The sequence below is a fragment of the Pseudomonas vlassakiae genome, from assembly GCF_014269035.2.
Classification (GTDB): Bacteria; Pseudomonadota; Gammaproteobacteria; order Pseudomonadales; family Pseudomonadaceae; genus Aquipseudomonas; species Aquipseudomonas vlassakiae.
Map to the genome: position 1 here is coordinate 147,189 of NZ_JABWRP020000001.1, position 24,474 is coordinate 171,662.

Here is a 24,474-nt window from a genome sequence, read left to right on the forward strand (position 1 = left end):
GTGGCGAGGAGGAATTGGTTAGCCACGGAAGAACTCCAGCATGGCGTCGCTGTTGACGCGGTAATTGAGGTTGCCGCAATGGCCGCCATGGGGGTAAAGGGTCAGGCGATCGCCGAACACCTTGCGCAGGAAGCCGATATCACCGGGGCCGAGGATGACGTCGTCGGCATTGTGCATCACGGCGATCTTGTCGCTGTTGCGCAGGTAGTCTTCCAGCGCATACAGGCTGACCTGGTTGACCAGCTGCAGGATGCTGTTGCCATCGGTACGCGCGCGCCACATCGGGATCACCTGTTCGGTCATGTAGCAGTCGAAGTCGCATTGCAGCGCCCGTTTGAAGAACGGCGTCAGGCTGCTGCCCTCGGTGATCGGGAACTTCGGAGGAATGATCAGGCCGCGGCGGTTGATCAGGTCGGAAGTAAAGGCGATGTCGGCCGCCGAGAAGCGGAACGAGGTGCCGATGAGCATGGCCATCTGTTCATTGGACAGGTGCTGTTTCGACTGCTGGAAGTCGTACAGCAGGGCGTCGTTGAGGTCGATGTAGCCCTTGTCCTGGAAGTAGCGGGTGAGCTTTGCCAGCATCAGTTCGTAGAAGGTCGTGCTGCGGTCGATGCCCTTGACCTGGGTCTGCACCAGTTTGTCCAGGTTGTTGATCGAGGTGTACAGATTGACCGGCGGGTTGAGCAGCAGCACGCGCTTGAAGTTGAAACTGCGGCGGGTTTCGTCGAGGTGGCTGACGAAGGCAGCGTCCAGCGCGCCCAGGCTGTAGCCGGTCAGGTAGTACTCGCTGACCGGCAGGCGCGGGTGTTGGGCACGCACGGCCTGCATCACCCGGTACAAGTCCTCGGCGTCCTCCTGGCTGACCCCGGGGGTGGCGAAGCGCGAGGCGGCGCTCATGAAGTCGTAGCTGGTCGGCGACGACAGCTGCACCACGTGGTAACCGGCCTGGTAGAACAACTTCTTGAGGTATTCGTTGATGCTGCTGGAGTAGGGCGCACCGGTACCGGCGATGAGAAAGATCAGCGGCGCCTCGTGGTCCTGGCGTGCCAGGCGGTACTTGAGCTTCTTCACTGCCCAGAAGTTGTCGGGCAGGGAGAACTCGCGCTCCGGGCGCAGGTTCAGGCTGTAGTCGGACTGGTCGATGTCATCGTCGCTGGGCAGGGTCGGGCGCTGCTCCGGCGGCGTAGTGGCGATGGTCGCCTCGAACGGGTTGGTCAAGGGGTAGCCGTAGCTGGCGGCGTCGATATCCCGCGCCGAAGCGGCCGCAGCCATGAGCAGGCCGCCAAGTAGGGCGGCGAGGCGCCAAGATCGAAGCATGTATTCCCCCAGAAAGATCAAGGTCGTGCGGTACGCAGGCTAGGACCACGGTTGCCTGGGCAAAGTTGCCGAGCGCGGTGGCCTTTGGTGTGCTTGTTATCTGCAACATAGCTGCAGGGTTGTGATTTTGCCTTACAACAGGGCTTGGGCGATCATGGATGATTTCGATTACCGCTATTGGAGAACGGGATGTCTCGATCGCTGCCGGGCGCTCTATTGCTGATGTTTCTGGCCATCTGGCTCGCCGCCAGTTATGGCGTGCGCTATGGGCTGATGGAAGATGGCCAGTGGGTGGGGCTGTGCTCGACGCCGGGCGACCACTGGCAATGCCAGGTGCGTTCGCTGCTGGGGCTGGGCATTCATTTCCAGGTGTTGGCCTGGGCCGGGCTGGCGCTGGCCTTGCTGGCGCAGTGGGTTGCCCGGCGTGCCGGGTGGTGGCTGGCGGTGCTGGCGCTGTTCTTCGGCATTCCTGCCCTGGTGCTGTATACCGCCAGCATTGCGGTGTTCGTGGTGGTGCTGGCCGGGTTGCGCCTGGTCCGGCAACCTGCCGCCTAGGTGCTGCAAGGCCGCTCCCACAAAAACTCAGTGCTTGCTGGTAATCCGCAAGCTCCGCCACAAGGCTGCAGTCATCAACACACTGACCACCGCCCAGCCCCAGGCCTGCTGGTTCTCCAACCCTTCCCGATACAGCTGCGGCAACACCCCGGCGCCGACGATGAAGGCCAGCAACGCCACCTCCGCTCGCCGCGCCGCCACCGGCCTCAGCAGGTACACCAGCGCCGGCAATGCCAGCGCCACGCTGGGGAAGCTGCGGTAGCGCGGGTCGAACACCATCGCCAGCATGCTCACCGCCGCTGCAAAACCGGCCGCGAGCAACAGCCAACCCGCCCGAGCCTGCATAGCGTCGAACAGCCGCCGACGCCAGCCGTCGCGGCGGGCGAGGGCAAGGGCCGCATGCATCAGCACCAGCAGGTTCAACCCGGCAAGCACCACCGCCCACACCCATTCCCCGGCAAACCGCGCATGGGTGCGCATCAACTCGCCCCACAAGCCCAGGCAGCCCGCAGCGAACGCGGCCAGCACCGGCAACAGCAGGGCTGCCAGCGGTGTCGCGGGGCGCCCGGCCATCAGCAGCGTGGCCGCCATCAACAGCGCGCTCGCCAGCAACCACTGCGGCCAGTAATGCAAGTTGCTGACCGGCCCTTCGAGCACGCCTTTGTCCTGCCGGTCGGCATCGTACAGCCCCCAATAGCCGCCCACGGCGCCTTCACTGGCGCGCTTCCACGGCTGGTCGAAGGCTTCGATCAGGTTGTAGTGCCAGCCATTGGCCTCGGCCATGCTGACGAAACCACGGATGAAACGCGCCTCGTTGGCCCGGCTGGGCACCGCGGTCTCGCGTTGGCGACCTTCGCTGGGCCACCCGGTTTCGCCGATGAAGATGTCCTTGGGCGCGAAACGGTTGCCGAACACCTGGCGCACGTCGGCAACATGGGCCAGGGCATCGTCGATGCCGCGTGGGTCGTCTTCCCAGTAGGGCAGCAGGTGGATGGTCAGGAAGTCCACGGCCGGCGCCACTTGAGGGTGCTGCAACCAGAACTCCCAGACATCGGCATAGGTCACCGGCACCCTGACCTGGCTTTTCACCTTTGCGATCAGCGCGGCCAGCTGCTCGCCGGTCACTTCCTTGCGCAACAGCGCCTCGTTGCCGACGATGACTGCGCTGACCACGTCCGGGTTGGCATTGGCGGCGGCAATCAGCGCGTCCACTTCCTTGTTGGTGTCGACCGGGTTGGCGTTGACCCAGGCGCCGAGCATGACCTTCAGCCCATGCTTGCGCGCCAGCGCCGGGATTGCCTCAAGGCCGGTCATCGAATAGGTGCGGATGCACTGGAATCGCTCGGCGAGCAACGCCAGGTCGGCATCCATGCGCGCCGGGCGCAGGCGGAAAGGCTGGTCGAAGGGCGACTGATCCTTGTCGAACGGGGTGTACGACGCACATTGCAATTTATGCGTGGGGCTGGCCGCGTCGGGCAACTGCACCGGCTTGCCCAGCCCGTACCAGAGCGCTCCCAGCCCGAGCAGGGCGAGCAGGCAGGCGAGCAGGTACAACGGCAGCAAGCGGGAGGCATCAGGCATCGGGCGGTCCATCGTCAGGCGCAAAACGTTAGATAGTAGCCTGACGCCAAACCTTTGGCATGCAAGGATCGCGCAGGGCGCTGTAGCTTGATGCCGCTAATGGCACAGTGCTGTCGCCTATGGTGTGGTACAGGTCGCAGTGGGAGCAGGTCGCGCTTTGTTGCAGGAAGATGATGCAATCTCCAAGACCTGACGAGGGGATGCTTTGATGGCTACTTTTACAAGAATGCGCCGTTTCCTGGGGGTGGGTACCGCCCTGGTATTGGCCATGAGCGCTGCACAGGCCATGGCCAAAGAAGTCAGCATTGGTTACGTGGATGGTTGGGCTGACAGCGTGGCGACCACCAACGTCGCCGCAGAAGTGATCAAGCAGAAACTCGGTTACGACGTGAAGCTGCAGGCCGTGGCCACCGGCATCATGTGGCAGGGTGTGGCCACCGGCAAGCTCGACGCCATGCTCTCGGCCTGGCTGCCGGTCACGCACGGTGAGTACTGGACCAAGAACAAGGACAACGTGGTCGACTACGGCCCGAACTTCAAGGATGCCAAGATCGGCCTGATCGTCCCCGAGTACGTCAAGGCCGTGAGCATTGCCGACCTCAAGACCGATACCAGCTTCAAGCAGAAGATCGTCGGTATCGATGCAGGTTCGGGGGTGATGCTCAAGACCGACCAGGCCATCAAGGACTACGACCTGACCGGCTACAAGTTGCAGGCCAGCTCCGGCGCGGCCATGACCGCCGAACTGGGCCGCGCGTATGCCAAGCAGCAGTCGATTGCAGTGACTGGCTGGGTGCCGCACTGGATGTTCGCCAAGTGGAAGCTGAAATTCCTCGAAGACCCGAAAGGCGTATATGGCGCGGCTGAGACCGTGAACAGCATCGGCAGCAAGGAACTGGCGACCAAGGCGCCGGAAGTCGCGGAGTTCCTGAAGAAATTCCAGTGGCAGTCCAAGGATGAGATCGGCGAGGTGATGCTGGCGATTCAGGAAGGCGCCAAGCCTGAGGCAGCGGCCAAGGACTGGGTGGCCAAGCACCCGGACCGGGTGAAGGACTGGACTGGCAAGTAAACAATCCTTCTGGGCCAGTTTTGATTGATCGCGGATAAATCCGCTCCTACAGGGTGAGTTGCGCCCCATTGGTTGGACAAGAATCCAACCGCAGGGGCGCAGTTCAGGGGCCCGGCAGGAGCGGATTTATCCGCGATGGGCCGTCACGTTGTTACGCAATCGGTAAAACACCGTTGCATCTAAGACTAAGGTCGTCTGGTTGGCGTCCAACAGCTGCATAAAGTAAGGGTGTGGGTTCCATCCCCTACCTGTGCTGCTAGGACAAAAACAATGAACGACAGCATTTACCTCTCGATACAAAACAGCCCGCGCTTCAAGGAGCTGGTCAGCAAACGTGAACGGTTCGCCTGGATTCTCTCGGCGATCATGCTTGGCCTCTACTGCGCCTTCATCCTCCTGATCGCCTACGGTCCACAGATTCTGGGTACCAAGCTCAGCCCTGGCTCGTCGATTACCTGGGGCATTCCCCTGGGCGTCGGCCTGATCGTTTCGGCATTCGTCCTGACCGCCATCTACGTGCGCCGCGCCAACGGTGAATTCGATGAGCTGAACAAGGCCATCCTGAAGGAGGCGCAACAATGATTCGCCACGCCAAAGCCCTGGCCATCATGGCCTGCGGAGCCTTCGCACCCGCCGTGTGGGCCGCCGATGCCCTGACCGGCGAGGTGCAGAAACAACCGCTGAACGTCCCCGCGATCGCCATGTTCGTGGCCTTCGTCGCCTTCACCCTCGGGATCACCTACTGGGCCTCCAAGCGCAACAAGTCGGCGGCTGACTACTACGCCGCCGGTGGCAAGATCACCGGCTTCCAGAACGGCCTGGCGATTGCCGGCGACTACATGTCGGCGGCCTCGTTCCTGGGTATTTCGGCCCTGGTGTTCACCTCAGGCTACGATGGCCTGATCTACTCGATCGGCTTCCTGGTCGGCTGGCCGATCATCCTCTTCCTGATTGCCGAACGCCTGCGCAACCTCGGCAAGTACACCTTCGCCGACGTTGCCTCGTATCGCCTCGGGCAAAAGGAGATCCGCACGCTGTCGGCCTCCGGTTCGCTGGTGGTAGTGGCGTTCTACCTGATCGCGCAGATGGTCGGCGCGGGCAAGTTGATCGAGCTGCTGTTTGGCCTGGATTACCACGTCGCGGTGATCCTGGTGGGTATCCTGATGTGCCTGTATGTGCTGTTCGGCGGCATGCTGGCCACCACCTGGGTGCAGATCATCAAGGCCGTGTTGCTGCTGTCCGGTGCCAGCTTCATGGCGCTGATGGTGATGAAACACGTCGGCTTCGACTTCAACACGCTGTTCTCCGAAGCGATCAAGGTGCACGCCAAGGGCGAGGCGATCATGAGCCCGGGCGGCCTGGTAAAAGACCCGATCTCGGCGTTCTCCCTGGGCCTGGCGCTGATGTTCGGTACCGCTGGCCTGCCGCACATCCTGATGCGCTTCTTCACCGTCAGTGACGCCAAGGAAGCCCGCAAGAGCGTGCTGTACGCCACCGGCTTCATCGGCTACTTCTACATCCTGACCTTCATCATCGGCTTTGGCGCGATCCTGCTGGTCAGCACCAATCCGGACTTCAAGGACGCCGCTGGCGCCCTGATCGGCGGCAACAACATGGCGGCGGTGCACCTGGCCGATGCCGTGGGCGGCAGCGTGTTCCTCGGCTTCATCTCGGCCGTGGCCTTCGCCACCATCCTGGCGGTGGTTGCCGGCCTGACCCTGGCCGGTGCCTCGGCGGTTTCCCACGACCTTTATGCCAGCGTCTGGCGCAAGGGCAAGGCCAACGACAAGGACGAGATCCGCGTGTCGAAGATCACCACCATCGCCCTTGGCGTGCTGGCGATCGGCCTGGGCATCCTGTTCGAGAAGCAGAACATCGCCTTCATGGTCGGCCTGGCGTTTTCCATTGCCGCCAGCTGCAACTTCCCGGTACTGCTGCTCTCGATGTACTGGAAGAAGCTGACCACCCGCGGCGCCATGATCGGCGGCTGGCTGGGCCTGGTGAGCGCGGTGACGCTGATGATCCTTGGCCCGACCATCTGGGTGCAGATCCTCGGCCATGAGAAAGCCATCTACCCGTATGAATACCCGGCGCTGTTCTCGATGATCATCGCCTTCATCGGGATCTGGTTCTTCTCGATCACCGACAAGTCCAAGGCAGCGGATGACGAACGTGCCAAGTTCTTCCCGCAGTTCGTTCGTTCGCAGACCGGCCTGGGCGCTTCCGGCGCGGTTTCGCACTGATCCACCGGCCATGAAAAAACCGCGCCTTGGCGCGGTTTTTTCATGGGCTGCGGCTAGATCATGCCTAGCAGCAATAGCACCAGCAGAATCACCAGCACCACGCCAACGATACCGGACGGGCCGTAGCCCCAGCTGCGCGAGTGCGGGAAGACCGGTAAGCCACCAATCAGCAGAAGGATCAGGATGATGATGAGAATCGTGGTCATGACGGAGTCCTTGCGTGGTTGAGGGTCAAGGGCCTCGGACTGCTGGCCTCTTGTAAATTCGGACTGTTGCCGCTTGTGAAAGATTCCATTTGTGTATTGCCTGTAGCGGCCTCTTCGCGGCTAAAGCTGCGAAGAGGCCGGCACCGACTACACAGTCATGCCCGGCCATTCACTATCCTGATGGATCCTGCCTCCGGCCGAAGCCTTGATTAGACTCGCTGCACAACCTGTCAGAACAAGGCGTGCCACCATGCAAAACCGCATCATGATCACTGGCGCCGGCTCCGGCCTTGGCCGCGAGATCGCCCTGCGCTGGGCGCGTGAGGGCTGGCACCTGGCGCTGGCCGATGTCAACGAAGCGGGCCTGCGCGAAACCTTGGCGCTGGTACGGGGTGCAGGGGGCGAGGGCTTCGTCCAGCGTTGCGACGTGCGCGACTACAGCCAGCTCACCGCCCTGGCCCAGGCCTGCGAAGAGAAGTTCGGCGGCATCGATGTGATCGTCAACAATGCCGGCGTTGCCTCGGGCGGCTTCTTCGCCGAGCTGTCGCTGGAAGACTGGGACTGGCAGATTGCGGTCAACCTGATGGGCGTGGTCAAGGGGTGCAAGGCGTTCCTGCCGCAGCTGGAGCGCAGCAAGGGCCGCATCATCAACGTCGCGTCCATGGCGGCGCTGATGCAGGGGCCTGGCATGAGCAACTACAACGTGGCCAAGGCCGGGGTGCTGGCTCTTTCAGAGAGCCTGTTGGTGGAGCTGCGCCAGCTCGAGGTGGCGGTGCACTGCGTGTGCCCGTCGTTCTTCCAGACCAACCTGCTCGACTCGTTCCGTGGGCCCAACCCGGCGATGAAAGCCCAGGTCGGCAAGCTGCTGGAAGGCTCGCCGATCAGCGCGGCGGATATCGCCGACTACATCCACCAGCAAGTCGCGGCGGGTGAGTTCCTGATCCTCCCCCATATGGCCGGGCGCGAGGCTTGGCAGCTCAAACGCCAGGCGCCGGAGCGGCTGTACGATGAGATGGCGGACATGGCGGTGAAGATGCGGGCCAAGGCGCAGCCGCGTTGATTGTAGGAATTGTCTGTAGGAGAAATTACCTGCCTGCGTAGGCTTGCTCTGAATTGCAGGCGAAGTATTGTCCAGAGGAATATCCCTAAGCACTCTCCGGTCTTTTCCTGTTGTGAGAGGGCCGGGACATGTTGGTGATCACGCGTGAAATCGGTGAAGTCATCACCATTGGTGATGATATTCGGATCAAGGTAGTGGAAACGCGCAATGGCGTGGTGCGCTTTGGCGTGGATGCGCCGCGCAAGGTGCCGGTGCACCGGGCCGAAGTCTATCGGCGGATCAAGGCTGCGCTGGCGCGCAAGGCTGATTGACCTGCACCGGCCTCTGTGGGAGCGGCCTTGCGTCGCGAAAGGGCCGCAAAGCGGCCCCAGGATATCAGCGACTACGCAGAGATTGCTGGGGCTGCTCTGCAGCCCTTTCGCGACGCAAGGCCGCTCCCACAGGACCCGCGACAAGGCACGATGTCACTCGAGCAGCTCGCGGGGCACGTCATGCCTGGCCAGCAGCTGGCACTGCTGGCTCTCCGGGTCGAACAGGATGAACGCCTGGCCCTTGGCCAACGCCTGGCGCACCCGCAGCACACGGGTCTCCAGCGGGGTATCGTCGCCGTTATCGGTACCGTCGCGGGTGACGAAGTCTTCGATCAGGCGAGTCAGGGTTTCGGCTTGCAGTTGGTCGTAGGGGATCAGCATGGGCAGCGCACAGTCTTGTTCATGAGGGTCTGCATGCTACGCGATTCCACGGCCATCAGCCTTTGTTTCCTACCAGGCTGTCCACGGCCGGCACCCGGGTATCGCTCTCCATCTGTGCATCGTGCTCCAGCTGGTGGCTGAAGCGCTCGAGCGAGGCATTGGCCGGTTGCGAGTCGCTGGCAAACACGGGCGGGCTGAGCAGGTAGGCCGAAAGCAGGCGGCTGAGCGCAGCCAGGCTGTCGATATGGGTACGTTCGTAGCCATGCGTGGCATCGCAGCCGAACGCCACCAGCGCGGTGCGGATGTCATGCCCGGCGGTCACGGCCGAGTGGGCATCGCTGAAGTAGTAGCGGAACAGGTCGCGGCGCACCGGCACATCCTGGTCGCCGGCCAGTTTCAGCAGGTGGCGTGACAGGTGGTAATCGTATGGCCCGGACGAGTCCTGCATGGCCACGCTCACCGCATGCTCGCTGGAGGCCTGGCCGGGGGCGACCGGGGCGATGTCGATGCCGACGAACTCGCTGACATCCCAGGGCAGGGCAGCGGCGGAACCGGAGCCGGTTTCCTCGGTGATGGTGAACAGTGGGTGGCAGTCGATCAGCGGCTGGCGGCCGCTTTCCACCACTGCCTTGAGGGCGGCCAGCAGGGCTGCCACGCCGGCTTTGTCGTCCAGGTGACGGGCGCTGATGTGGCCGCTTTCGGTGAACTCCGGCAGTGGGTCGAAGGCGACGAAATCACCGATGGCAATGCCCAGCGTTTCACAATCGGCGCGGGTGGTGCAGTAAGCATCCAGGCGTACCTCGACATGTTCCCAGCTGATCGGCATCTGGTCGATGGCGGTGTTGAAGGCATGCCCGCTGGCCATCAACGGCAATACGCTGCCACGGAATACGCCAGTGTCGGTGAACACGCTGACCCGGCTGCCCTCGGCGAAGCGGCTCGACCAGCAGCCTACCGGGGCCAGGGCCAGGCGGCCGTTGTCCTGCAACTGGCGGACGCTGGCGCCGATGGTGTCGAGGTGGGCCGAGACGGCGCGGTCGGGCGAGCTTTGCCGGCCCTTGAGGGTGGCACGGATGGTGCCGCGGCGGGTCAGTTCGAAGGGGATGCCCAGTTCGTCCAGGCGTTCGGCCACGTAACGCACGATGGTATCGGTGAAACCGGTCGGGCTGGGGATGGCGAGCATCTCCAGCAGGACGCGCTTCATGTAGTCGAGGTCGGGTTCGGGGAGTCGATCGGACATGGGGATTCCTCGTTTCCTGTGCCTCTTCGCGGCTGAAGCCGCTCCTGCAGGAACGGCGACGCTATCAGGGGGTGTGAAACCCCTGTGGGAGCGGGTTTACCCGCGAAGAGGGCATTGATGTGTTACGCCAAAGGCCGGCTATGCGGGAACAGCAAATCGACAAACCGCTCGGCCGTCGGCTGCGGCTCATGATTGGCCAGCCCGGCCCGCTCGTTGGCTTCGATGATCACGTAATCCGGTTGCTCGGCATCGCGCACCATGAAGTCCAGGCCCACCACCGGAATTTCCAGCGCGCGCGCCGCACGCACTGCCGCATCTGCCAGCACCGGGTGCAGGCGTTCGGTGACGTCTTCCAGGGTGCCACCGGTATGCAAGTTGGCCGTGCGACGCACCGCCAGGCGCTGGCCGGCGGGCAGCACGTCGTCATAGCCGTGCCCGGCACTGTGCAGGGTGCGTTCGGTCTCGTCGTCCAGCGGGATGCGGCTTTCGCCACCGGTCGCCGCCTGGCGTCGGCGGCTCTGCGCCTCGATCAGCTGACCAATGCTGTGCTTGCCGTCACCGATCACCTGGGCCGGGTGGCGAATCGCCGCCGCCACCACTTCATAGCCGATCACCAGAATGCGCAGGTCGCTGCCGGCATGGAAGCTCTCCAACAGCACCCGGCTGTCGAAGCGGCGGGCGCTTTCCACGGCCTGTGTCACTTCCTCGATGCTGGTGAGATTGACCGCCACCCCCTGGCCCTGCTCGCCGTCCACAGGCTTGACCACCACCGCGCCATGCTCGTCGAGAAACGCCAGGTTGTCGTCGGCATTGCCGGCCAGCTGCTGCGCCGGCACCTGCAGCCCGGCGTTGCGCAGGGCATGCTGGGTAAGGCGTTTGTCCTGGCACAAGGTCATGGTCACGGCACTGGTCAGGTCACTCAGCGACTCGCGGCAGCGGATCCGGCGCCCGCCCAGGCTGAGGGTGAACAGGCCGGCAGCGGCATCGTCGACCTGCACCTCGATACCGCGGCGCAACGCCTCGTCGACGATGATGCGGGCGTATGGGTTGAGGCCGGCTTCCGGGCCGGGGCCGAGAAACAGCTGCTGGTTGATGCCATTCTTGCGCTTGACCGCAAAGGTCGGCAGGTTACGGAACCCGAGTTTCTCGTACAGCCGCTTGGCCTGGTGGTTGTCGTGCAGCACCGACAGGTCGAGGTAGGCCAGGCCCCGGCTCATGAAGTGCTCGACCAGGTGGCGCACCAGCACCTCGCCAACCCCCGGACGGGTGCACTGAGGGTCCACGGCCAGGCACCACAGGCTGCTGCCGTGTTCGGGATCGTCGAACGCCTTGCTGTGGTTCAGGCCCATGACACTACCGATCACCGCGCCGCTATCCTCATCCTCGGCCAGCCAGTACACCGGGCCACCAAGGTGGCGGGGGGTGACCAGCTCGGGGTCGACCGGCAGCATCCCGCGCGCCTGGTACAGGGTATTGATCGCCTGCCAGTCGCTGGGGTTTTGCGCCCGGCGCACACGAAAGCCGCGGAACACCCGCTGCGCCGGGCGGTAATCGGTGAACCAAAGGCGCAAGGTGTCGGAAGGGTCGAGAAACAGCTGCTGCGGTGCCTGGGCCAGCAACTGCTGGGGGGCGGCCACGTACAAGGCGATATCGCGCTCGCCGGGGCGCTCCTCCTGCAAGGCGGCGGCCAGGCTGGCTGGGTCCGGGTAGGTATGACCGATCAGCAGACGCCCCCAACCGCAGTGCAATACACGCGGCTGGTCGTGGGGCTCGCTGCCGTCGCCGGCCAGGCGCGCCTGCAAGCGCTCGTAGGACGGCGCCTGGCCGCGCAGAAGGCGCTGACCGTAGGCGATTTCGTGGGTTTTCATCGGTCAGATTCCTTGTTCGCTGAGCCATAGGTTCAGGGCCGCCAGCTGCCACAGTTTGGAACCGCGCAGCGGGGTGAGCTGGCCGTGCGGATTGCTCAGCAGGCGGTCAAGCATGGCCGGGTTGAACAGGCCACGGTCCTGGCTTGGGTCGGTCAGCAGGTCGCGCACCCAGCCGAGCGTTGCGCCTTCCAGGTGCTTGAGGCCGGGCACCGGGAAGTAGCCCTTCTTGCGGTCGATCACCTCGTGGGGGATCACCCGCCGCGCGGCTTGCTTGAGCACCTGCTTGCCGCCGTCGGGCAGCTTGAAGCGTGCCGGAATGCGTGCCGACAGTTCGACCAGGCGGTAGTCGAGGAACGGGGTGCGCGCCTCCAGGCCCCAGGCCATGGTCATGTTGTCGACCCGTTTGACCGGGTCATCGACCAGCATTACCGTACTGTCCAGGCGTAATGCCTTGTCCACGGCTTCGGGGGCGCCGGGGCGGGCGAAGTGCTCGCGGACGAAGTCGCCGGCCGCGTCGGTCTCCAGCAGCCATGGGGCCTGGACCGTGTCGCGGTACTCGTCATGGCTGCGGTCGAAGAAGGCGTCGCGGTAGGCGGCGAAGGCATCCTCGGCACCGTTCACCTTCGGGTACCAGTGGTAGCCGGCGAACAGCTCGTCGGCGCCCTGGCCGCTCTGCACGCCCTTGCAATGCTTGGCCACTTCCCGCGACAGCAGGTAGAAGGCGATACAGTCGTGGCTGACCATCGGTTCGCTCATGGCACGGAAGGCCGCCGGCAACTGCTCGATGACCTCGTGCTCGGCGATGCGCAGCTGGTGGTGGCGGGTGCCGTAGTGCTTGGCGATCAGGTCGGAATACTGGAACTCGTCACCGCGCTCGCCGCCGGCATCCTCGAAGCCGATGGAGAAGGTCGACAGGTCGTCCACGCCGACCTCCCGCAGCAGGCCGACCAGCAGGCTGGAATCGACACCGCCAGACAGCAGTACGCCGACGTCCACGGCGGCGCGCTGGCGGATGGCCACGGCGTCGCGGGTGGCGTCGAGCACGCGGGTGGTCCAGCCTTCCAGGTCGAGGTCGCGCTCGTCCGGGTTGGGGCCATAGTGCAACTGCCACCAGGTCTGGCGCTCGACTTCGCCGTGACGGTCGATGCGCATCCAGGTGCCGGGTTCGAGCTTCTGCACATTGGCCAGCAACGTGCGCGGCGCGGGCACCACGGCGTGGAAGTTGAGGTAGTGGTTGAGCGCCACCGGGTCGATCATCGGATCGATATCGCCCCCCTTGAGCAGCGCCGGCAGTGTCGAGGCGAAGCGCAGGCGCTCGCCGTTGCGCGACAGGTACAGCGGCTTGACGCCCAGGCGGTCGCGGGCCAGGAACAGGCGCTGGTTGTCGCGCTCCCAGATGGCCAGGGCGAACATGCCGTTGAGCTTGGGCAGCAAGGCCGCGCCCCAGGCGTGGTAGCCCTTGAGCAGCACCTCGGTGTCGCCGTCGGACCAGAAGCTGTAGCCCAGCGCCTGCAATTCCTGGCGCAGCTCGGGGAAGTTGTAGATGGCGCCGTTGAAGGCCAGTGACAGGCCCAGGGTATTGTCGACCATCGGCTGTGCCGAACCGTCGGACAGGTCCATGATCTTCAGGCGGCGGTGGCCGAGGGCGATCGGGCCCTGGCTATGGAAGCCCCAGGCGTCGGGGCCACGGGGCGCCAGGTGGTGGGTTATGCGCTCTACCGCAGCCAGGTCGGCTGGGCGAGGGGCCTGGTCGATGGGGGTGAAACGCAACTCTCCTGCTAATCCGCACATAGGTCCTTACCGGTTTTTCCGTTGGGGAATGAGTGCCCCGGATTAGGGCACCCTGTAAGGAACTGACCTGTGCGGTTTGTGGGAGTTTTAGATCGATCTGTTATAAGCGGGGGTGAGGCCTGAAGTGTGTGCCGATAAATTTGTGTCGCCTGTGAGATCGAGCGCCGCCCGCGCGGCGCTCGATCTCACAGGCGCTGCAAATCCATCGCCATACGCCCCCAGCCCGCCCCTCACTTCCCGCGAATCAGCCGGCGCAGCATGAACCGGTTCGGGTGGCAGGCCTCAGCCACCGCCCGTGGCAACGGCAGCGGTTCGCCACTGGCCCAGGCCGCAATCAGCTCGCCACTCAACGGCGCGGTGATCAACCCTCGCGAGCCATGCCCACTGTTCACATACAGCCCATCCAGCCACGGGCACGCCACCTCTGGTACCTGTCGCGCATCTTTGCCGAGCACGGCATACGCCTGGGCAAACACTTCAGGGTCGGCGACCGGGCCGACTATCGGCAGGTAATCCGGACTGGTGCAGCGAAACGCTGCCCGGCCCTGCAGTTGCTCGGCGTCGAGTGCCTCCGCGCCCAGCCGTGCGGCCAGGTCGCTGGAAATCTCATCCAGCAACGCCAGGTTGCCTTGGTGCTCGGCAACGGTCGGTGTCAGGTCATCATTGTGGAAGTCGAAACTGGCGCCCAGGGTGTGCTCATCACCCCGGGGCGGTGCGACGTAGCCATCGGCACACACCACGGTGCGCAAGGCACGGCTGGCTTCAGTGGCGGGCAGGCGCGTGATCTGCCCGCGAATGCGCTTGAGCGGCAATTGCGCGCAAGGCGCGAAGCGGCGCACATCGGCGGCCCCGGCCAGCACCACCAGCGGCGCGCTGGCCAGCAAACGCTCCCCATCCCAGGCCTGCCACAGGCCGTCGGCCTTGCGCAGCTCGACCACATCTTGATGGAGTTGAACGCGAATGTTCGGGTGCTGCAACTGCGCCTGGCACAAGGCAGGCGGGTGAACCCAGCCACCCTCGGGGTAGAACAGGCCGCCCGCAGGCAGCGCCACCCCGGCAATCGCTTCGGCATCAGCCTGCTCCAGCGCCCGCAGCAGGCTGCTGTCGAAGGCCTCGGCAAGCTTGGCCTGGCGCTCGCCTTCCTGGCTGTCGAAGGCCAGCTGCAGCACACCGCAGGCGTCCCAATCGCGGCCACGCTGCAACCGTTCGAGCTGGCGCCGGGTAAAGCCGAAACCGGCCAGGATCATCTGCGACAAGGCGGTGCCATGGGCGGACAACTTCAGGTACAGCACACCCTGCGGGTTGCCCGAAGCCTCCTGCGCGGGCGCCGCGTGGCGTTCCAGCACCGTGACCTGCCAGCCGCGTGCGGCCAGGCTGGCGGCGCTGGCGCTGCCCGCCAGGCCGGCACCGATCACCAGTGCCTGGCGCGGGCCTGCCACAGGCGCAGGGCGGGCGTACCAGGGCGTGGCGATGGCCGGCGATGGATGGCCGGTGTATTCGCCACTCATCACCTCCCACTTCTTGCCGATGCCTGGGATCTTCTTCATGGTGAAGCCCGCATCGATCAACCCGCGGCGTACCCAACCGGTGGTGGTGAAGGTGCCCAGCGCGGTGCCGGGGTGGGCCAGCCTTGCCAATTGGCCGAACAGCTCGGGGGTCCACATGTCAGGGTTCTTCGCGGGGGCGAAGCCGTCGAGAAACCACACGTCGATGCTGGCGTCGAGCTGCGGCAGTTGCTCCAGTACGTCGCCGATCAACAGGGTCAGGGTGACCCGGCCGTTGTCGAAACTGAACTGCTGGAAGCCCGGGTGCACTGCCACGTACTGCGCCAGGAAAGGCTCGGTGAAGGCCGCCATCTCCGGCCACAAGCGCGCGGCGCGAGCCATGTCGTCGCGGCCGAGCGGGTACTTCTCGACGCTGATGAAATGCAGGCGTGCATCGGCATGGGCCTGTTCGGTGAACAGCTGCCAGGCGCAGAAGAAGTTCATGCCGGTGCCGAAGCCGGTCTCGCCGATCACCAGGCAAGCGTGTGGGGCCAGGGCGGCAAAGCGCTGCGCCAGGCGCGTCTGTTCGAGGAATACGTAGCGGGTTTCGTCGGTGCCTTCATTCTTGGAGAAATAGACGTCGTCGTACTGCCGCGAGTGGGGGCGGCCCTGGTCGTCCCAGTCGATCTGGGCATGCTGGAGGAGGGTGGACATGGTTGGCTCGGTTGCAGCGGATGTGCGGATTTTATGTCATCTGCCGGGTTTGCGCAGGCGCTACGCAAATCCGCTAGTCTTGCTTATCCAATGAAGGAGCCAGTGCATGTTCGAATCCGCAGAAATCGGTCACAGCATCGACAAGGAAACCTACGACGCAGAAGTGCCTGCCTTGCGCGAAGCGCTGCTTGAGGCGCAATACGAACTCAAACAGCAGGCGCGGTTCCCGGTGATCGTGCTGATCAATGGCATCGAAGGCGCCGGCAAGGGCGAAACGGTCAAGCTGCTCAACGAGTGGATGGACCCGCGCATGATCGACGTGCTCACCTTCGACCAGCAGACCGATGAAGAACTGGCCCGGCCACCGGCCTGGCGTTACTGGCGAGCGTTGCCACCCAAAGGGCGGATGGGTGTGTTCTTCGGCAACTGGTACAGCCAGATGCTGCAGGGGCGGGTCCATGGCCAGTTCAAGGACGCCGTGCTCGACCAGGCCATCACCGGTGCCGAACGGCTTGAGCAGATGCTCTGCGACGAAGGCGCACTGATCATCAAGTTCTGGTTCCACCTGTCCAAGAAGCAGATGAAGGCGCGCCTGAAATCGCTCAAGGACGACCCGTTGCACAGCTGGAAGATCAGCCCGCTGGACTGGCAGCAATCGGAAACCTACGACCGTTTCGTGCGTTTCGGCGAACGCGTGTTGCGCCGCACCAGCCGCGATTACGCGCCGTGGCATATCGTCGAAGGCGTCGACCCGAACTACCGCAGCCTGGCGGTGGGGCGCATCCTGCTGGAAAGCCTGCAGGCGGCGCTGGCCAACAACCCCAAGGGCAAGCACCAGGGCAACGTCGCTCCGCTGGGCCGGAGCATCGATCAGCGCAGCCTGCTCGGTGCCCTGGACCTGAGCGTGCGCCTGGACAAGCAAGACTACCAGGAGCAGTTGGTCACCGAACAAGCCCGCCTGGCCGGCCTGCTGCGCGACAAGCGCATGCGCCGGCATGCCCTGGTGGCGGTGTTCGAAGGCAACGATGCCGCCGGCAAGGGCGGCGCCATCCGCCGCGTGGCGGCCGCGCTGGACCCGCGCCAGTACCGCATCGTGCCGATTGCCGCGCCCACCGAAGAAGAGCGTGCGCAGCCTTACCTGTGGCGGTTCTGGCGGCACATCCCGGCGCGCGGCAAGTTCACCATCTTCGACCGGTCCTGGTACGGCCGGGTGCTGGTGGAGCGGGTGGAGGGCTTCTGCACGCCGGCCGACTGGATGCGTGCCTACAGCGAGATCAATGACTTCGAAGAGCAATTGGTCAATGCCGGCGTGGTGGTGGTCAAGTTCTGGCTGGCGATCGACCAGCAGACCCAGCTGGAGCGCTTCGAGGAGCGCGAGCAGATCCCGTTCAAGCGCTACAAGATCACCGAGGACGACTGGCGCAACCGCGACAAGTGGGACGATTACACCCAGGCCGTTGGCGACATGGTCGACCGCACCAGCAGCGAGATCGCACCGTGGACGCTGGTCGAAGCCAACGACAAGCGCTGGGCGCGGGTGAAGGTGCTGCGCACGATCAACCAAGCCCTGGAGGCAGCTTTCGCCAAGGACAAGAAATAGCCAGGCATGCCGCCGAGGAATGACCCGATGAATTTATTTCCCGGCATTTTCCTCCGGCTCGGTGCTCCAAGCCCTTAGAATTCGGTTACCCCCACCAAGGGCACATTCGAGGACTGTATGCACACAACTTCCGGCCGTTGGGGCTACGGCCTGTTTCTGGCACTGCTGACCGCGCTGCTCTGGGGCATCCTGCCGATCAAGCTCAAGCAGGTGCTGCAGGTGGTCGACCCGATGACCGTCACCTGGTATCGCCTGCTGGTTTCCGGCGGCGTGCTGTTCGCCTGGCTGGCCGCCCAGCGGCGCCTGCCGTCGCTGCGCAAGCTGCCGCCCAAGGGCAAGGCCCTGATCGTGGTCGCCGTGTTCGGGCTGATGGGCAACTATGTGCTGTACCTGATCGGCCTGAACCTGCTGAGCCCGGGCACTGCCCAGCTGGTGGTGCAGATCGGCCCGGTGTTGTTGCTGGTGGCCAGTGTGTTTGTGTTCAAGGAGCGCTTCAGCCTGGGGCAGGGCATTGGCCTGCTGGTGCTGCTGGGCGGTTTCGGCCTGTTCTTCAACCAGCGCCTGGAAGAGCTGCTGACCTCGCTGGGCAGCTACACCACGGGTGTGCTGACCATTCTCCTGGCCACCAGCATCTGGGTATTCTATGCCCTGAGCCAGAAGCAGCTGCTGACGGTGTGGCATTCGCAGCAGGTGATGATGGTCATCTACCTGAGTTGTGCGGCCCTGTTGACGCCCTGGGTGCATCCGCTGGAGGCGCTGCAATTGAGCCCGGTGCAGGGGTGGCTGTTGCTGGCCTGTTGCCTGAATACCCTGGTGGCCTATGGCGCGTTTGCCGAGGCGTTGGCGCATTGGGAGGCGTCACGGGTGAGCGCCACGCTGGCGCTGACACCGCTGGTGACCTTTGTCGCGGTGGCGCTGGCTGCCGTGGTGTGGCCTGAGTATGTGCACGCCGAAGACATCAATACCCTGGGCTATATCGGCGCGGTGACGGTGGTGGCGGGGTCGAGCCTGGTGGCGCTGGGGCCTTCGCTGGTGGCCGGGTGGCGCGCCAGAAGGGCACGCCTGGTTTGAAATGAAGGGTTGCCTGTGCCGGCCTCTTCGCGGGTTCAAGCGCGAAGAGGCCGGCACAGGGTATACATCATTCAGCCCTTGCCGCCAGGCGCAAGCATGTGCTCCGGCCTGACCCACTGGTCGAACTGCTCGTTGGTCAGGTACTTCAACTCCAGCGCCGCCTCACGCAAGGTCTTGCCCTCGCTGTAGGCCTTCTTGGCTATCTCCGCCGCCTTGTCATAGCCAATGTGCGGGTTCAGCGCCGTCACCAGCATCAGGCCACGTTCCAGATGCGCCGCCATCTGTTCGGCATCCGGCTCGATTCCGGCCACGCAATGCTGCTGGAAGTTGCGGCAGCCATCGGCCAGCAGCTCGATCGATTGCAGCAGGTTGTGGATGATCACCGGCTTGAACACGTTCAGTTGCAGGTGACCCTGGCTGGCGGCAAAGCCGATTGCCGCGTCGTTGCCCAATACCTGGCAGGCCAGCATCGACAGCGCCTCGCACTGGGTCGGGTTGACCTTGCCGGGCATGATCGAGCTGCCCGGCTCGTTGGCCGGCAGGCGCACTTCGGCCAGCCCGGCCCGCGGGCCGGAACCGAGCAGGCGCAGGTCGTTGGCGATCTTCATCAGCGCCACTGCCAGGGTCTTCAGCGCACCGGCCAGGCTGGTCAGCGGCTCATGGCCGGCGAGGGCGGCGAACTTGTTCGGCGCGGTGACAAAGGGCAGGCCGGAGAGGGCGGCCAGCTCGGCGGCCACGGCCTCGGCAAAACCATGCGGAGCGTTCAGCCCGGTGCCGACGGCGGTGCCGCCCTGCGCCAGCTCGCACACCGCCGGCAAGGTGGCGCGGATGGCGCGCTGGGCGTAGTCGAGCTGGGCGACGAAGGCCGACACCTCTTGGCCAAAGGTGATCGGTGTGGCATCCATCATGTGCGTGCGGCCGGTCTTGACCAGCTTGCTGTGGCGCGCCGACAGCTCGGCCAGGCCCGACGACAGCTCGGTGATCGCCGGCAGCAGCTTGTCGTGTACCGCCTGGGCGGCGGCGATGTGCATGGCGGTGGGGAAGCAGTCGTTGGAACTCTGCGAGCGGTTGACGTGATCGTTGGGGTGGACTGGCGCCTTGCCGCCGCGGCCTTTGCCGGCCAGCTCGTTGGCGCGCCCGGCGATCACCTCGTTGACGTTCATGTTGCTCTGGGTGCCGCTGCCGGTCTGCCAGACGACCAGCGGGAACTGGTCGTCATGCTCGCCATCGAGCACTTCGTCGGCGGCTTGTTCGATCAGCCGGGCGATGTCGGCGGGCAGGTCGCCGTTGCGGTCGTTGACCCGCGCGGCGGCTTTCTTGATCAGTGCCAGGGCGTGCAGCACCGCGAGCGGCATGCGTTCCTTGCCAATGGCAAAGTTGATCAGCGAGCGCTGGGTCTGCGCGCCCCAGTAGGCGTCCTCAGGAACTTCGACCGGCCCCAGGCTGTCTGTCTCGATACGGCTCATGCTGCGTTCACTCCTTGTCAGTCAGAATCAGCAGTTTAGGCCCTCATGCGTGCGAGCGGTTCATTCGCTCGTCGTGCCACTTGAGCGCTGCGCCCCTGCGGGAGCAGAATGCTCTACTCTGAGGTACCGCCTCCCCTCCTGAAGGAAATGCAATGACCCGTCTCCGTGTCCTCTGTGCTGCCGTCGCCCTGGCCTGTGCCAGCGGCCAGGTACTCGCTGCCACCGCCAGCCACAATGCTGCCGCCGAGAAATTCCTGACCCTGGCCAATGCCGACAAGCTGGGCACTCCGGTGTACATGCAGGTCCAGCAGATGTTCGCCCAGCGTTTCGCCCAGACCAAGGCCCCGGCCTCCAAGCAGCCGGTGCTCGAGAGCTACCAGGCCAAGGCCAACGCTGCCCTGGACAACGCCATCGGCTGGAACAAGCTGAAACCGAAGATGGTCGACCTGTACACCCAGACCTTCACCGAGCAAGAGCTCAAGGACCTGGTCAAGTTCTACGAGTCGCCGCTGGGCAAGAAAGTCCTGCGTGAAATGCCCAAGGTCACCCAGCAGTCGGCCCAGCTGACCCAGACCAGCCTGGAACCGGCGGTACCTGTGGTCAACAAGCTGCTCGACGACATGACCAAGGAGCTGGACCCGAACGCTGGCAAGGCCGCCGCCCCGGCCAAGAAGTGAGTAACACCCGATGAGCATGCAGCACCGCATCGAGCAGCAACTGGCCGCGCTGGCCCCGCAACACCTTGAAGTGCACAACGAAAGCCACATGCACAGCCGTGGCCAGGAAACCCACTACAAGGCGGTGATCGTCAGCGAGCAGTTCGCCGGGCTCAACAGCGTCAAGCGCCACCAGAAGGTCTACGCCACCATGGGTGAGCTGATGGGCGAGATCCACGCCCTGGCGATTCACACCTACACGGCCGAGGAGTGGGCCAAGGTGGGTGTGGCACCTGCCTCGCCGGTGTGTGCTGGCGGCGGGCACTGAATCCTTTCCGGCATTCTGTTAGACTGCACAACGCGCCGCTTGCCGGCGCGTTTTTATTTGTCATTCCGGTCCGCCCCTTACGAGGGTGACCACCTGGAGAACCGATTTCATGTCCCAAGCTATCGTCGTGGCGGCGCTGTACAAGTTCGTCACCCTGGAAGATTACGTCGAGCTGCGTGAGCCGCTGCTCAAGACCATGCTCGACAACGGCGTCAAAGGCACCTTGCTGCTGGCCCACGAAGGCATCAACGGCACCGTTTCGGCCACTCGCGAGGGCATCGACGGCTTGCTCGCCTGGCTGCGCAACGACCCGCGCCTGGCCGATGTCGACCACAAGGAATCCTACTGCGACGAGCAGCCGTTCTACCGTACCAAGGTCAAGCTCAAGAAAGAGATCGTCACCCTCGGCGTGCCGGGTGTCGACCCGAACCAGGCCGTCGGCACCTATGTCGAGCCCAAGGACTGGAACGCCCTGATCAGCGACCCGGAAGTGCTGCTGATCGACACCCGCAACGACTACGAAGTGGCCATCGGCACCTTCAAGGGCGCCATCGACCCGAAGACCGAGACCTTCCGCGAGTTCCCCGAGTACATCAAGGCCAACTTCGACCCTAGCAAGCACAAGAAGGTCGCGATGTTCTGCACCGGCGGCATCCGTTGCGAAAAAGCCTCCAGCTACATGCTCGGTGAAGGCTTCGAGGAGGTCTATCATCTTAAGGGTGGCATCCTGAAATACTTCGAGGAAGTGCCTCAGGAAGAGAGCCTCTGGGACGGCGACTGCTTCGTTTTCGACAACCGCGTCACGGTGCGCCATGACCTGAGCGAGGGCGAGTACGATCAGTGCCATGCCTGCCGCCACCCGGTCGATGCCAAGGACCGCGAGTCGGAGCACTATTCGCCAGGCGTGAGCTGCCCGCATTGCTGGGACACCCTGAGCGAAAAGACCCGCCGCAGCGCCATCGATCGGCAGAAGCAGATCGAGCTGGCCAAGGCCCGCAACCTGCCGCACCCGATTGGTTACAACTACAAAGCCGAGGCTTGAACCATGACCGCCCGCCTGATCTATGTGATGGACCCGATGTGCTCCTGGTGCTGGGGTTTCGCACCTGTGGCTGCGGCCCTGATCGCACAGGCCGCCGAGGCGGGCGTCAGTACCCGCCTGGTGCCGGGCGGCCTGCGCACGGGCGGCAGCGCGCTGGATGGCTCGACCCGCAAGTACATCCTCGAGCACTGGCAGGCGGTGGCCGAGGCCACCGGGCAACCGTTCCGTTTCGACGGCGCCATGCCTGACGGCTTTGTCTACGACACCGAGCCTGCCTGCCGCGCCCTGGTCACGGCCCGCGAGCTGGATGCCGAGCGTGTCTGGCCGCTGCTGGGGCTGATCCAGCGCGCTTTCTACGAGCAAGGCGTGGATGTCACGCGTGCCCCGCAACTGGTCGAACTGGCCGAACAGGCCGGCTTCGACCGCGAGCGCTTCGCCCAGCAGTTCACTAGCCATGATATTCGCGCCGCCACCAGCGCCGACTTCAGCTGGGTGCAGGACCTTGGCATCGCCGGCTTCCCCACCCTGCTGGCTGAGCGCAACGGCCAGCTGGCGTTGCTGACCAACGGCTACCAGCCGCTGGCCAGCCTGCAACCGCTGCTTGGCCGCTGGCTACAGCAGGCCGTCTGTGCTTGATCTGCCAGGGTCGCCCGACCCTGTGCCAGGGAAGCCCGCCGCTGTGTCCGATCGCCTGAGCTGGGCGGAAATCCGTCGCCTGGCCCTGCATCACAAGAAAAACCTCTGGGCCGCCAACCTGGTCGCCGTACTGGCAGCCTGCTGTGCCGTGCCGATCCCATTGCTGTTGCCGTTGCTGGTCGACGAAGTGCTGCTGGGCCACGGCGACGCCGCGCTGAAATGGATGAACCAGCTGCTGCCGAGCGCCTGGCAAGTGGCGGCCGGCTACATCGGCCTGATGCTGGTGGCCACGTTGTGCCTGCGCCTGGCGGCGCTGGCCTTCAACGTGGTGCAGGCCAAGCTGTTCGCCGGTTTGGCCAAGGACATCGTCTACCGCCTGCGCATTCGCCTGATCGAGCGCCTCAAGCGCATCTCGCTGAAGGAATATGAAAGCCTCGGCAGCGGCACCGTGACCACGCACCTGGTCACCGACCTGGATACCCTCGACAAGTTCGTCGGCGAGACCTTGAGCCGCTTCCTGGTGGCCATGCTGACCCTCACCGGCACGGCGGCGATCCTGATCTGGATGCACTGGAAACTGGCGTTGCTGATCCTGTTGTTCAACCCGCTGGTGATCTACTTCACCGTGCAGCTGGGCAAACGCGTCAAGCACCTGAAGAAACTCGAGAACGACAGCACCTCGCGTTTTACCCAGGCATTGTCGGAGACCCTGGATGCTATCCAGGAAATCCGCGCCGGCAACCGCCAGGGCTATTTCCTCGGCCGCCTTGGCCTGCGGGCCCGTGAGGTGCGCGACTATGCCGTGGAATCGCAATGGAAGAGCGATGCCAGCGGCCGCGCCAGTGGTCTGCTGTTCCAGTTCGGTATCGACATCTTCCGTGCGGCGGCGATGCTCACCGTGCTGTTTTCCGACCTGTCGATCGGCCAGATGCTGGCGGTGTTCAGCTACCTGTGGTTCATGATCGGCCCGGTGGAACAGCTGCTCAACCTGCAGTATGCCTACTACGCCGCCGGCGGTGCGCTGAGCCGGCTCAATGAGCTGCTGTCGCGGGCCGACGAGCCGCAGTACCCGGCGTCCTGTGACCCGTTCAGCGGCCGCGAGACGGTGGGTATCGAGGTGCGCGACCTGCGGTTTGCCTATGCCGACGAGCCGGTGCTGGACCAGCTGAACCTGGCCATTGCCCCCGGTGAGAAGGTGGCCATCGTCGGTGCCAGCGGTGGCGGCAAGAGTACCCTGGTGCAGTTGCTGCTGGGCCTGTACAGCGCGCAGGCCGGGACTATCCGCTTTGGCGGTGCCAGCCTGCAGGAAATCGGCCTCGAGACCCTGCGCGAGAATGTCGCGGTGGTGCTGCAGCACCCCTCGCTGTTCAACGACAGCGTGCGCGCCAACCTGACCATGGGCCGCGAATGCACTGACGAAGCGTGCTGGCAGGCACTGCGCATCGCCCAGCTGGACGCCACCATTGCCGCCTTGCCGCAAGGGCTGGACAGCGTAGTCGGCCGGTCGGGGGTGCGCCTGTCCGGTGGCCAGCGCCAGCGCCTGGCGATTGCCCGCATGGTCCTGGCCGAGCCCAAGGTGGTGATTCTCGACGAAGCCACCTCGGCGCTGGATGCTGCCACCGAGTACAACCTGCACCAGGCATTGGCCCGCTTCCTCAGTGGCCGCACCACGCTGATCATCGCGCACCGCTTGTCGGCGGTGAAACAGGCCGACCGCGTGCTGGTGTTCGACGGTGGCCATGTGGCCGAGGATGGCGACCATCAGCAGCTGATTGCCGAGGGTGGGCTGTATGCCAAGCTGTATGGGCATCTGCAGCAGACTTGACCGCTTGATTTGCCTGATCCGGCCTGTTCG

22 protein-coding genes are annotated in these 24,474 nt (G+C 64.5%); 13 read left to right on the plus strand and 9 right to left on the minus strand.

What is annotated here, in order from left to right; genetic code table 11:
• Positions 1-18: 18 nt before the first annotated feature.
• Positions 19-1,317: an alpha/beta fold hydrolase family protein gene (locus HU738_RS00675; protein ID WP_176507172.1), complete on the minus strand. Its 1,299-nt coding sequence runs from the start codon at positions 1,315-1,317 to the stop codon at positions 19-21.
• 189 nt (positions 1,318-1,506) lie between these two features.
• Between HU738_RS00675 and HU738_RS00680 the strand changes: the two genes are divergently transcribed.
• Positions 1,507-1,872, plus strand: a complete 366-nt coding sequence (locus tag HU738_RS00680; protein ID WP_186602083.1) for a hypothetical protein — start codon at positions 1,507-1,509, stop codon at positions 1,870-1,872.
• 27 nt (positions 1,873-1,899) lie between these two features.
• On the opposite strand, the gene HU738_RS00685 is transcribed toward HU738_RS00680, so the two are convergent.
• Complete coding sequence (locus tag HU738_RS00685) at positions 1,900-3,465, minus strand: glycoside hydrolase family 17 protein (protein WP_186602081.1); 1,566 nt, start codon at positions 3,463-3,465, stop codon at positions 1,900-1,902.
• 196 nt (positions 3,466-3,661) lie between these two features.
• On the opposite strand from HU738_RS00685, the gene HU738_RS00690 reads away from it, so the two are divergent.
• From HU738_RS00690 to HU738_RS00700, 3 genes are all read left to right on the plus strand, one after another.
• The gene (locus tag HU738_RS00690; protein WP_186602079.1) at positions 3,662-4,522 is read left to right on the plus strand and encodes a glycine betaine ABC transporter substrate-binding protein; all 861 of its coding nucleotides are present in this window, start codon (positions 3,662-3,664) and stop codon (positions 4,520-4,522) included.
• A 270-nt stretch (positions 4,523-4,792) separates the two neighbouring features.
• Positions 4,793-5,104, plus strand: coding sequence for a DUF485 domain-containing protein (locus HU738_RS00695; RefSeq protein ID WP_054886409.1), 312 nt, complete (start codon positions 4,793-4,795; stop codon positions 5,102-5,104).
• Complete coding sequence (locus tag HU738_RS00700; protein ID WP_054886408.1) at positions 5,101-6,765, plus strand: cation acetate symporter; 1,665 nt, start codon at positions 5,101-5,103, stop codon at positions 6,763-6,765. The genes HU738_RS00695 and HU738_RS00700 overlap by 4 nt, the downstream gene beginning before the upstream one ends.
• Positions 6,766-6,818: 53 nt before the next feature.
• Here HU738_RS00700 and HU738_RS00705 read toward each other — a convergent pair whose 3' ends face one another.
• Complete coding sequence (locus tag HU738_RS00705; RefSeq protein ID WP_012271016.1) at positions 6,819-6,971, minus strand: DUF3309 family protein; 153 nt, start codon at positions 6,969-6,971, stop codon at positions 6,819-6,821.
• Between the two features lie 250 nt (positions 6,972-7,221).
• Between HU738_RS00705 and HU738_RS00710 the strand changes: the two genes are divergently transcribed.
• Positions 7,222-8,031 (plus strand): SDR family oxidoreductase, encoded by an 810-nt coding sequence (locus HU738_RS00710; RefSeq protein WP_186602077.1) that lies wholly within the window; start codon positions 7,222-7,224, stop codon positions 8,029-8,031.
• Positions 8,032-8,159: 128 nt separating this feature from the next.
• Positions 8,160-8,342 (plus strand): carbon storage regulator CsrA, encoded by a 183-nt coding sequence (gene csrA / locus HU738_RS00715; RefSeq protein WP_099814771.1) that lies wholly within the window; start codon positions 8,160-8,162, stop codon positions 8,340-8,342.
• A gap of 153 nt (positions 8,343-8,495) precedes the next feature.
• Here csrA and HU738_RS00720 read toward each other — a convergent pair whose 3' ends face one another.
• The 5 genes from HU738_RS00720 to mnmC form a co-directional block, all read right to left on the minus strand.
• Positions 8,496-8,723: a YheU family protein gene (locus HU738_RS00720; protein ID WP_054886405.1), complete on the minus strand. Its 228-nt coding sequence runs from the start codon at positions 8,721-8,723 to the stop codon at positions 8,496-8,498.
• Between the two features lie 55 nt (positions 8,724-8,778).
• The gene (locus HU738_RS00725; RefSeq protein ID WP_186602075.1) at positions 8,779-9,963 is read right to left on the minus strand and encodes an osmoprotectant NAGGN system M42 family peptidase; all 1,185 of its coding nucleotides are present in this window, start codon (positions 9,961-9,963) and stop codon (positions 8,779-8,781) included.
• 122 nt (positions 9,964-10,085) lie between these two features.
• Entirely contained in the window at positions 10,086-11,831 is a 1,746-nt protein-coding gene (ngg, locus tag HU738_RS00730) for an N-acetylglutaminylglutamine synthetase (RefSeq protein WP_186602074.1), read from the minus strand.
• 3 nt (positions 11,832-11,834) lie between these two features.
• On the minus strand, positions 11,835-13,622 hold the full coding sequence (locus tag HU738_RS00735) for an N-acetylglutaminylglutamine amidotransferase (protein WP_176507165.1): 1,788 nt from the start codon (positions 13,620-13,622) through the stop codon (positions 11,835-11,837).
• A gap of 230 nt (positions 13,623-13,852) precedes the next feature.
• The gene (mnmC, locus tag HU738_RS00740; RefSeq protein WP_186602072.1) at positions 13,853-15,820 is read right to left on the minus strand and encodes a bifunctional tRNA (5-methylaminomethyl-2-thiouridine)(34)-methyltransferase MnmC2/FAD-dependent 5-carboxymethylaminomethyl-2-thiouridine(34) oxidoreductase MnmC1; all 1,968 of its coding nucleotides are present in this window, start codon (positions 15,818-15,820) and stop codon (positions 13,853-13,855) included.
• 106 nt (positions 15,821-15,926) lie between these two features.
• Here mnmC and pap point away from each other — a divergent pair, with 106 nt between their 5' ends.
• Positions 15,927-17,420, plus strand: coding sequence for a polyphosphate:AMP phosphotransferase (gene pap, locus HU738_RS00745; RefSeq protein ID WP_099814765.1), 1,494 nt, complete (start codon positions 15,927-15,929; stop codon positions 17,418-17,420).
• A 117-nt stretch (positions 17,421-17,537) separates the two neighbouring features.
• Positions 17,538-18,491, plus strand: coding sequence for a DMT family transporter (locus HU738_RS00750; RefSeq protein WP_186602070.1), 954 nt, complete (start codon positions 17,538-17,540; stop codon positions 18,489-18,491).
• A gap of 71 nt (positions 18,492-18,562) precedes the next feature.
• Here HU738_RS00750 and HU738_RS00755 read toward each other — a convergent pair whose 3' ends face one another.
• Positions 18,563-19,957, minus strand: coding sequence for a class II fumarate hydratase (locus HU738_RS00755; RefSeq protein ID WP_186602068.1), 1,395 nt, complete (start codon positions 19,955-19,957; stop codon positions 18,563-18,565).
• Positions 19,958-20,109: 152 nt separating this feature from the next.
• Here HU738_RS00755 and HU738_RS00760 point away from each other — a divergent pair, with 152 nt between their 5' ends.
• From HU738_RS00760 to HU738_RS00780, 5 genes are all read left to right on the plus strand, one after another.
• Positions 20,110-20,634 carry a DUF2059 domain-containing protein gene (locus HU738_RS00760; protein WP_027918170.1) on the plus strand — a complete coding sequence of 175 codons (525 nt, stop codon included), beginning with the start codon at positions 20,110-20,112 and terminating at the stop codon, positions 20,632-20,634.
• Between the two features lie 10 nt (positions 20,635-20,644).
• Positions 20,645-20,941, plus strand: a complete 297-nt coding sequence (locus tag HU738_RS00765; RefSeq protein WP_176507390.1) for a BolA family protein — start codon at positions 20,645-20,647, stop codon at positions 20,939-20,941.
• A gap of 109 nt (positions 20,942-21,050) precedes the next feature.
• The gene (gene trhO, locus HU738_RS00770) at positions 21,051-21,983 is read left to right on the plus strand and encodes an oxygen-dependent tRNA uridine(34) hydroxylase TrhO (protein ID WP_176507389.1); all 933 of its coding nucleotides are present in this window, start codon (positions 21,051-21,053) and stop codon (positions 21,981-21,983) included.
• Between the two features lie 3 nt (positions 21,984-21,986).
• Positions 21,987-22,619, plus strand: coding sequence for a DsbA family protein (locus tag HU738_RS00775; RefSeq protein ID WP_186602067.1), 633 nt, complete (start codon positions 21,987-21,989; stop codon positions 22,617-22,619).
• Positions 22,612-24,444 (plus strand): ABC transporter ATP-binding protein, encoded by a 1,833-nt coding sequence (locus HU738_RS00780; protein ID WP_186602065.1) that lies wholly within the window; start codon positions 22,612-22,614, stop codon positions 24,442-24,444. Before HU738_RS00775 ends, HU738_RS00780 begins: the two co-directional genes overlap by 8 nt.
• The last annotated feature ends 30 nt before the right edge of the window (positions 24,445-24,474 follow it).

Coding starts and splice junctions, on each gene's coding strand:
- HU738_RS00675 (WP_176507172.1), bottom strand. CDS start 1,317: ATGCTTCGATCTTGGCGCCTCGCCGCCCTACTTGGCGGCCTGCTCATG.
- HU738_RS00680 (WP_186602083.1), top strand. CDS start 1,507: ATGTCTCGATCGCTGCCGGGCGCTCTATTGCTGATGTTTCTGGCCATC.
- HU738_RS00685 (WP_186602081.1), bottom strand. CDS start 3,465: ATGGACCGCCCGATGCCTGATGCCTCCCGCTTGCTGCCGTTGTACCTG.
- HU738_RS00690 (WP_186602079.1), top strand. CDS start 3,662: ATGGCTACTTTTACAAGAATGCGCCGTTTCCTGGGGGTGGGTACCGCC.
- HU738_RS00695 (WP_054886409.1), top strand. CDS start 4,793: ATGAACGACAGCATTTACCTCTCGATACAAAACAGCCCGCGCTTCAAG.
- HU738_RS00700 (WP_054886408.1), top strand. CDS start 5,101: ATGATTCGCCACGCCAAAGCCCTGGCCATCATGGCCTGCGGAGCCTTC.
- HU738_RS00705 (WP_012271016.1), bottom strand. CDS start 6,971: ATGACCACGATTCTCATCATCATCCTGATCCTTCTGCTGATTGGTGGC.
- HU738_RS00710 (WP_186602077.1), top strand. CDS start 7,222: ATGCAAAACCGCATCATGATCACTGGCGCCGGCTCCGGCCTTGGCCGC.
- csrA (WP_099814771.1), top strand. CDS start 8,160: ATGTTGGTGATCACGCGTGAAATCGGTGAAGTCATCACCATTGGTGAT.
- HU738_RS00720 (WP_054886405.1), bottom strand. CDS start 8,723: ATGCTGATCCCCTACGACCAACTGCAAGCCGAAACCCTGACTCGCCTG.
- HU738_RS00725 (WP_186602075.1), bottom strand. CDS start 9,963: ATGTCCGATCGACTCCCCGAACCCGACCTCGACTACATGAAGCGCGTC.
- ngg (WP_186602074.1), bottom strand. CDS start 11,831: ATGAAAACCCACGAAATCGCCTACGGTCAGCGCCTTCTGCGCGGCCAG.
- HU738_RS00735 (WP_176507165.1), bottom strand. CDS start 13,622: ATGTGCGGATTAGCAGGAGAGTTGCGTTTCACCCCCATCGACCAGGCC.
- mnmC (WP_186602072.1), bottom strand. CDS start 15,820: ATGTCCACCCTCCTCCAGCATGCCCAGATCGACTGGGACGACCAGGGC.
- pap (WP_099814765.1), top strand. CDS start 15,927: ATGTTCGAATCCGCAGAAATCGGTCACAGCATCGACAAGGAAACCTAC.
- HU738_RS00750 (WP_186602070.1), top strand. CDS start 17,538: ATGCACACAACTTCCGGCCGTTGGGGCTACGGCCTGTTTCTGGCACTG.
- HU738_RS00755 (WP_186602068.1), bottom strand. CDS start 19,957: ATGAGCCGTATCGAGACAGACAGCCTGGGGCCGGTCGAAGTTCCTGAG.
- HU738_RS00760 (WP_027918170.1), top strand. CDS start 20,110: ATGACCCGTCTCCGTGTCCTCTGTGCTGCCGTCGCCCTGGCCTGTGCC.
- HU738_RS00765 (WP_176507390.1), top strand. CDS start 20,645: ATGAGCATGCAGCACCGCATCGAGCAGCAACTGGCCGCGCTGGCCCCG.
- trhO (WP_176507389.1), top strand. CDS start 21,051: ATGTCCCAAGCTATCGTCGTGGCGGCGCTGTACAAGTTCGTCACCCTG.
- HU738_RS00775 (WP_186602067.1), top strand. CDS start 21,987: ATGACCGCCCGCCTGATCTATGTGATGGACCCGATGTGCTCCTGGTGC.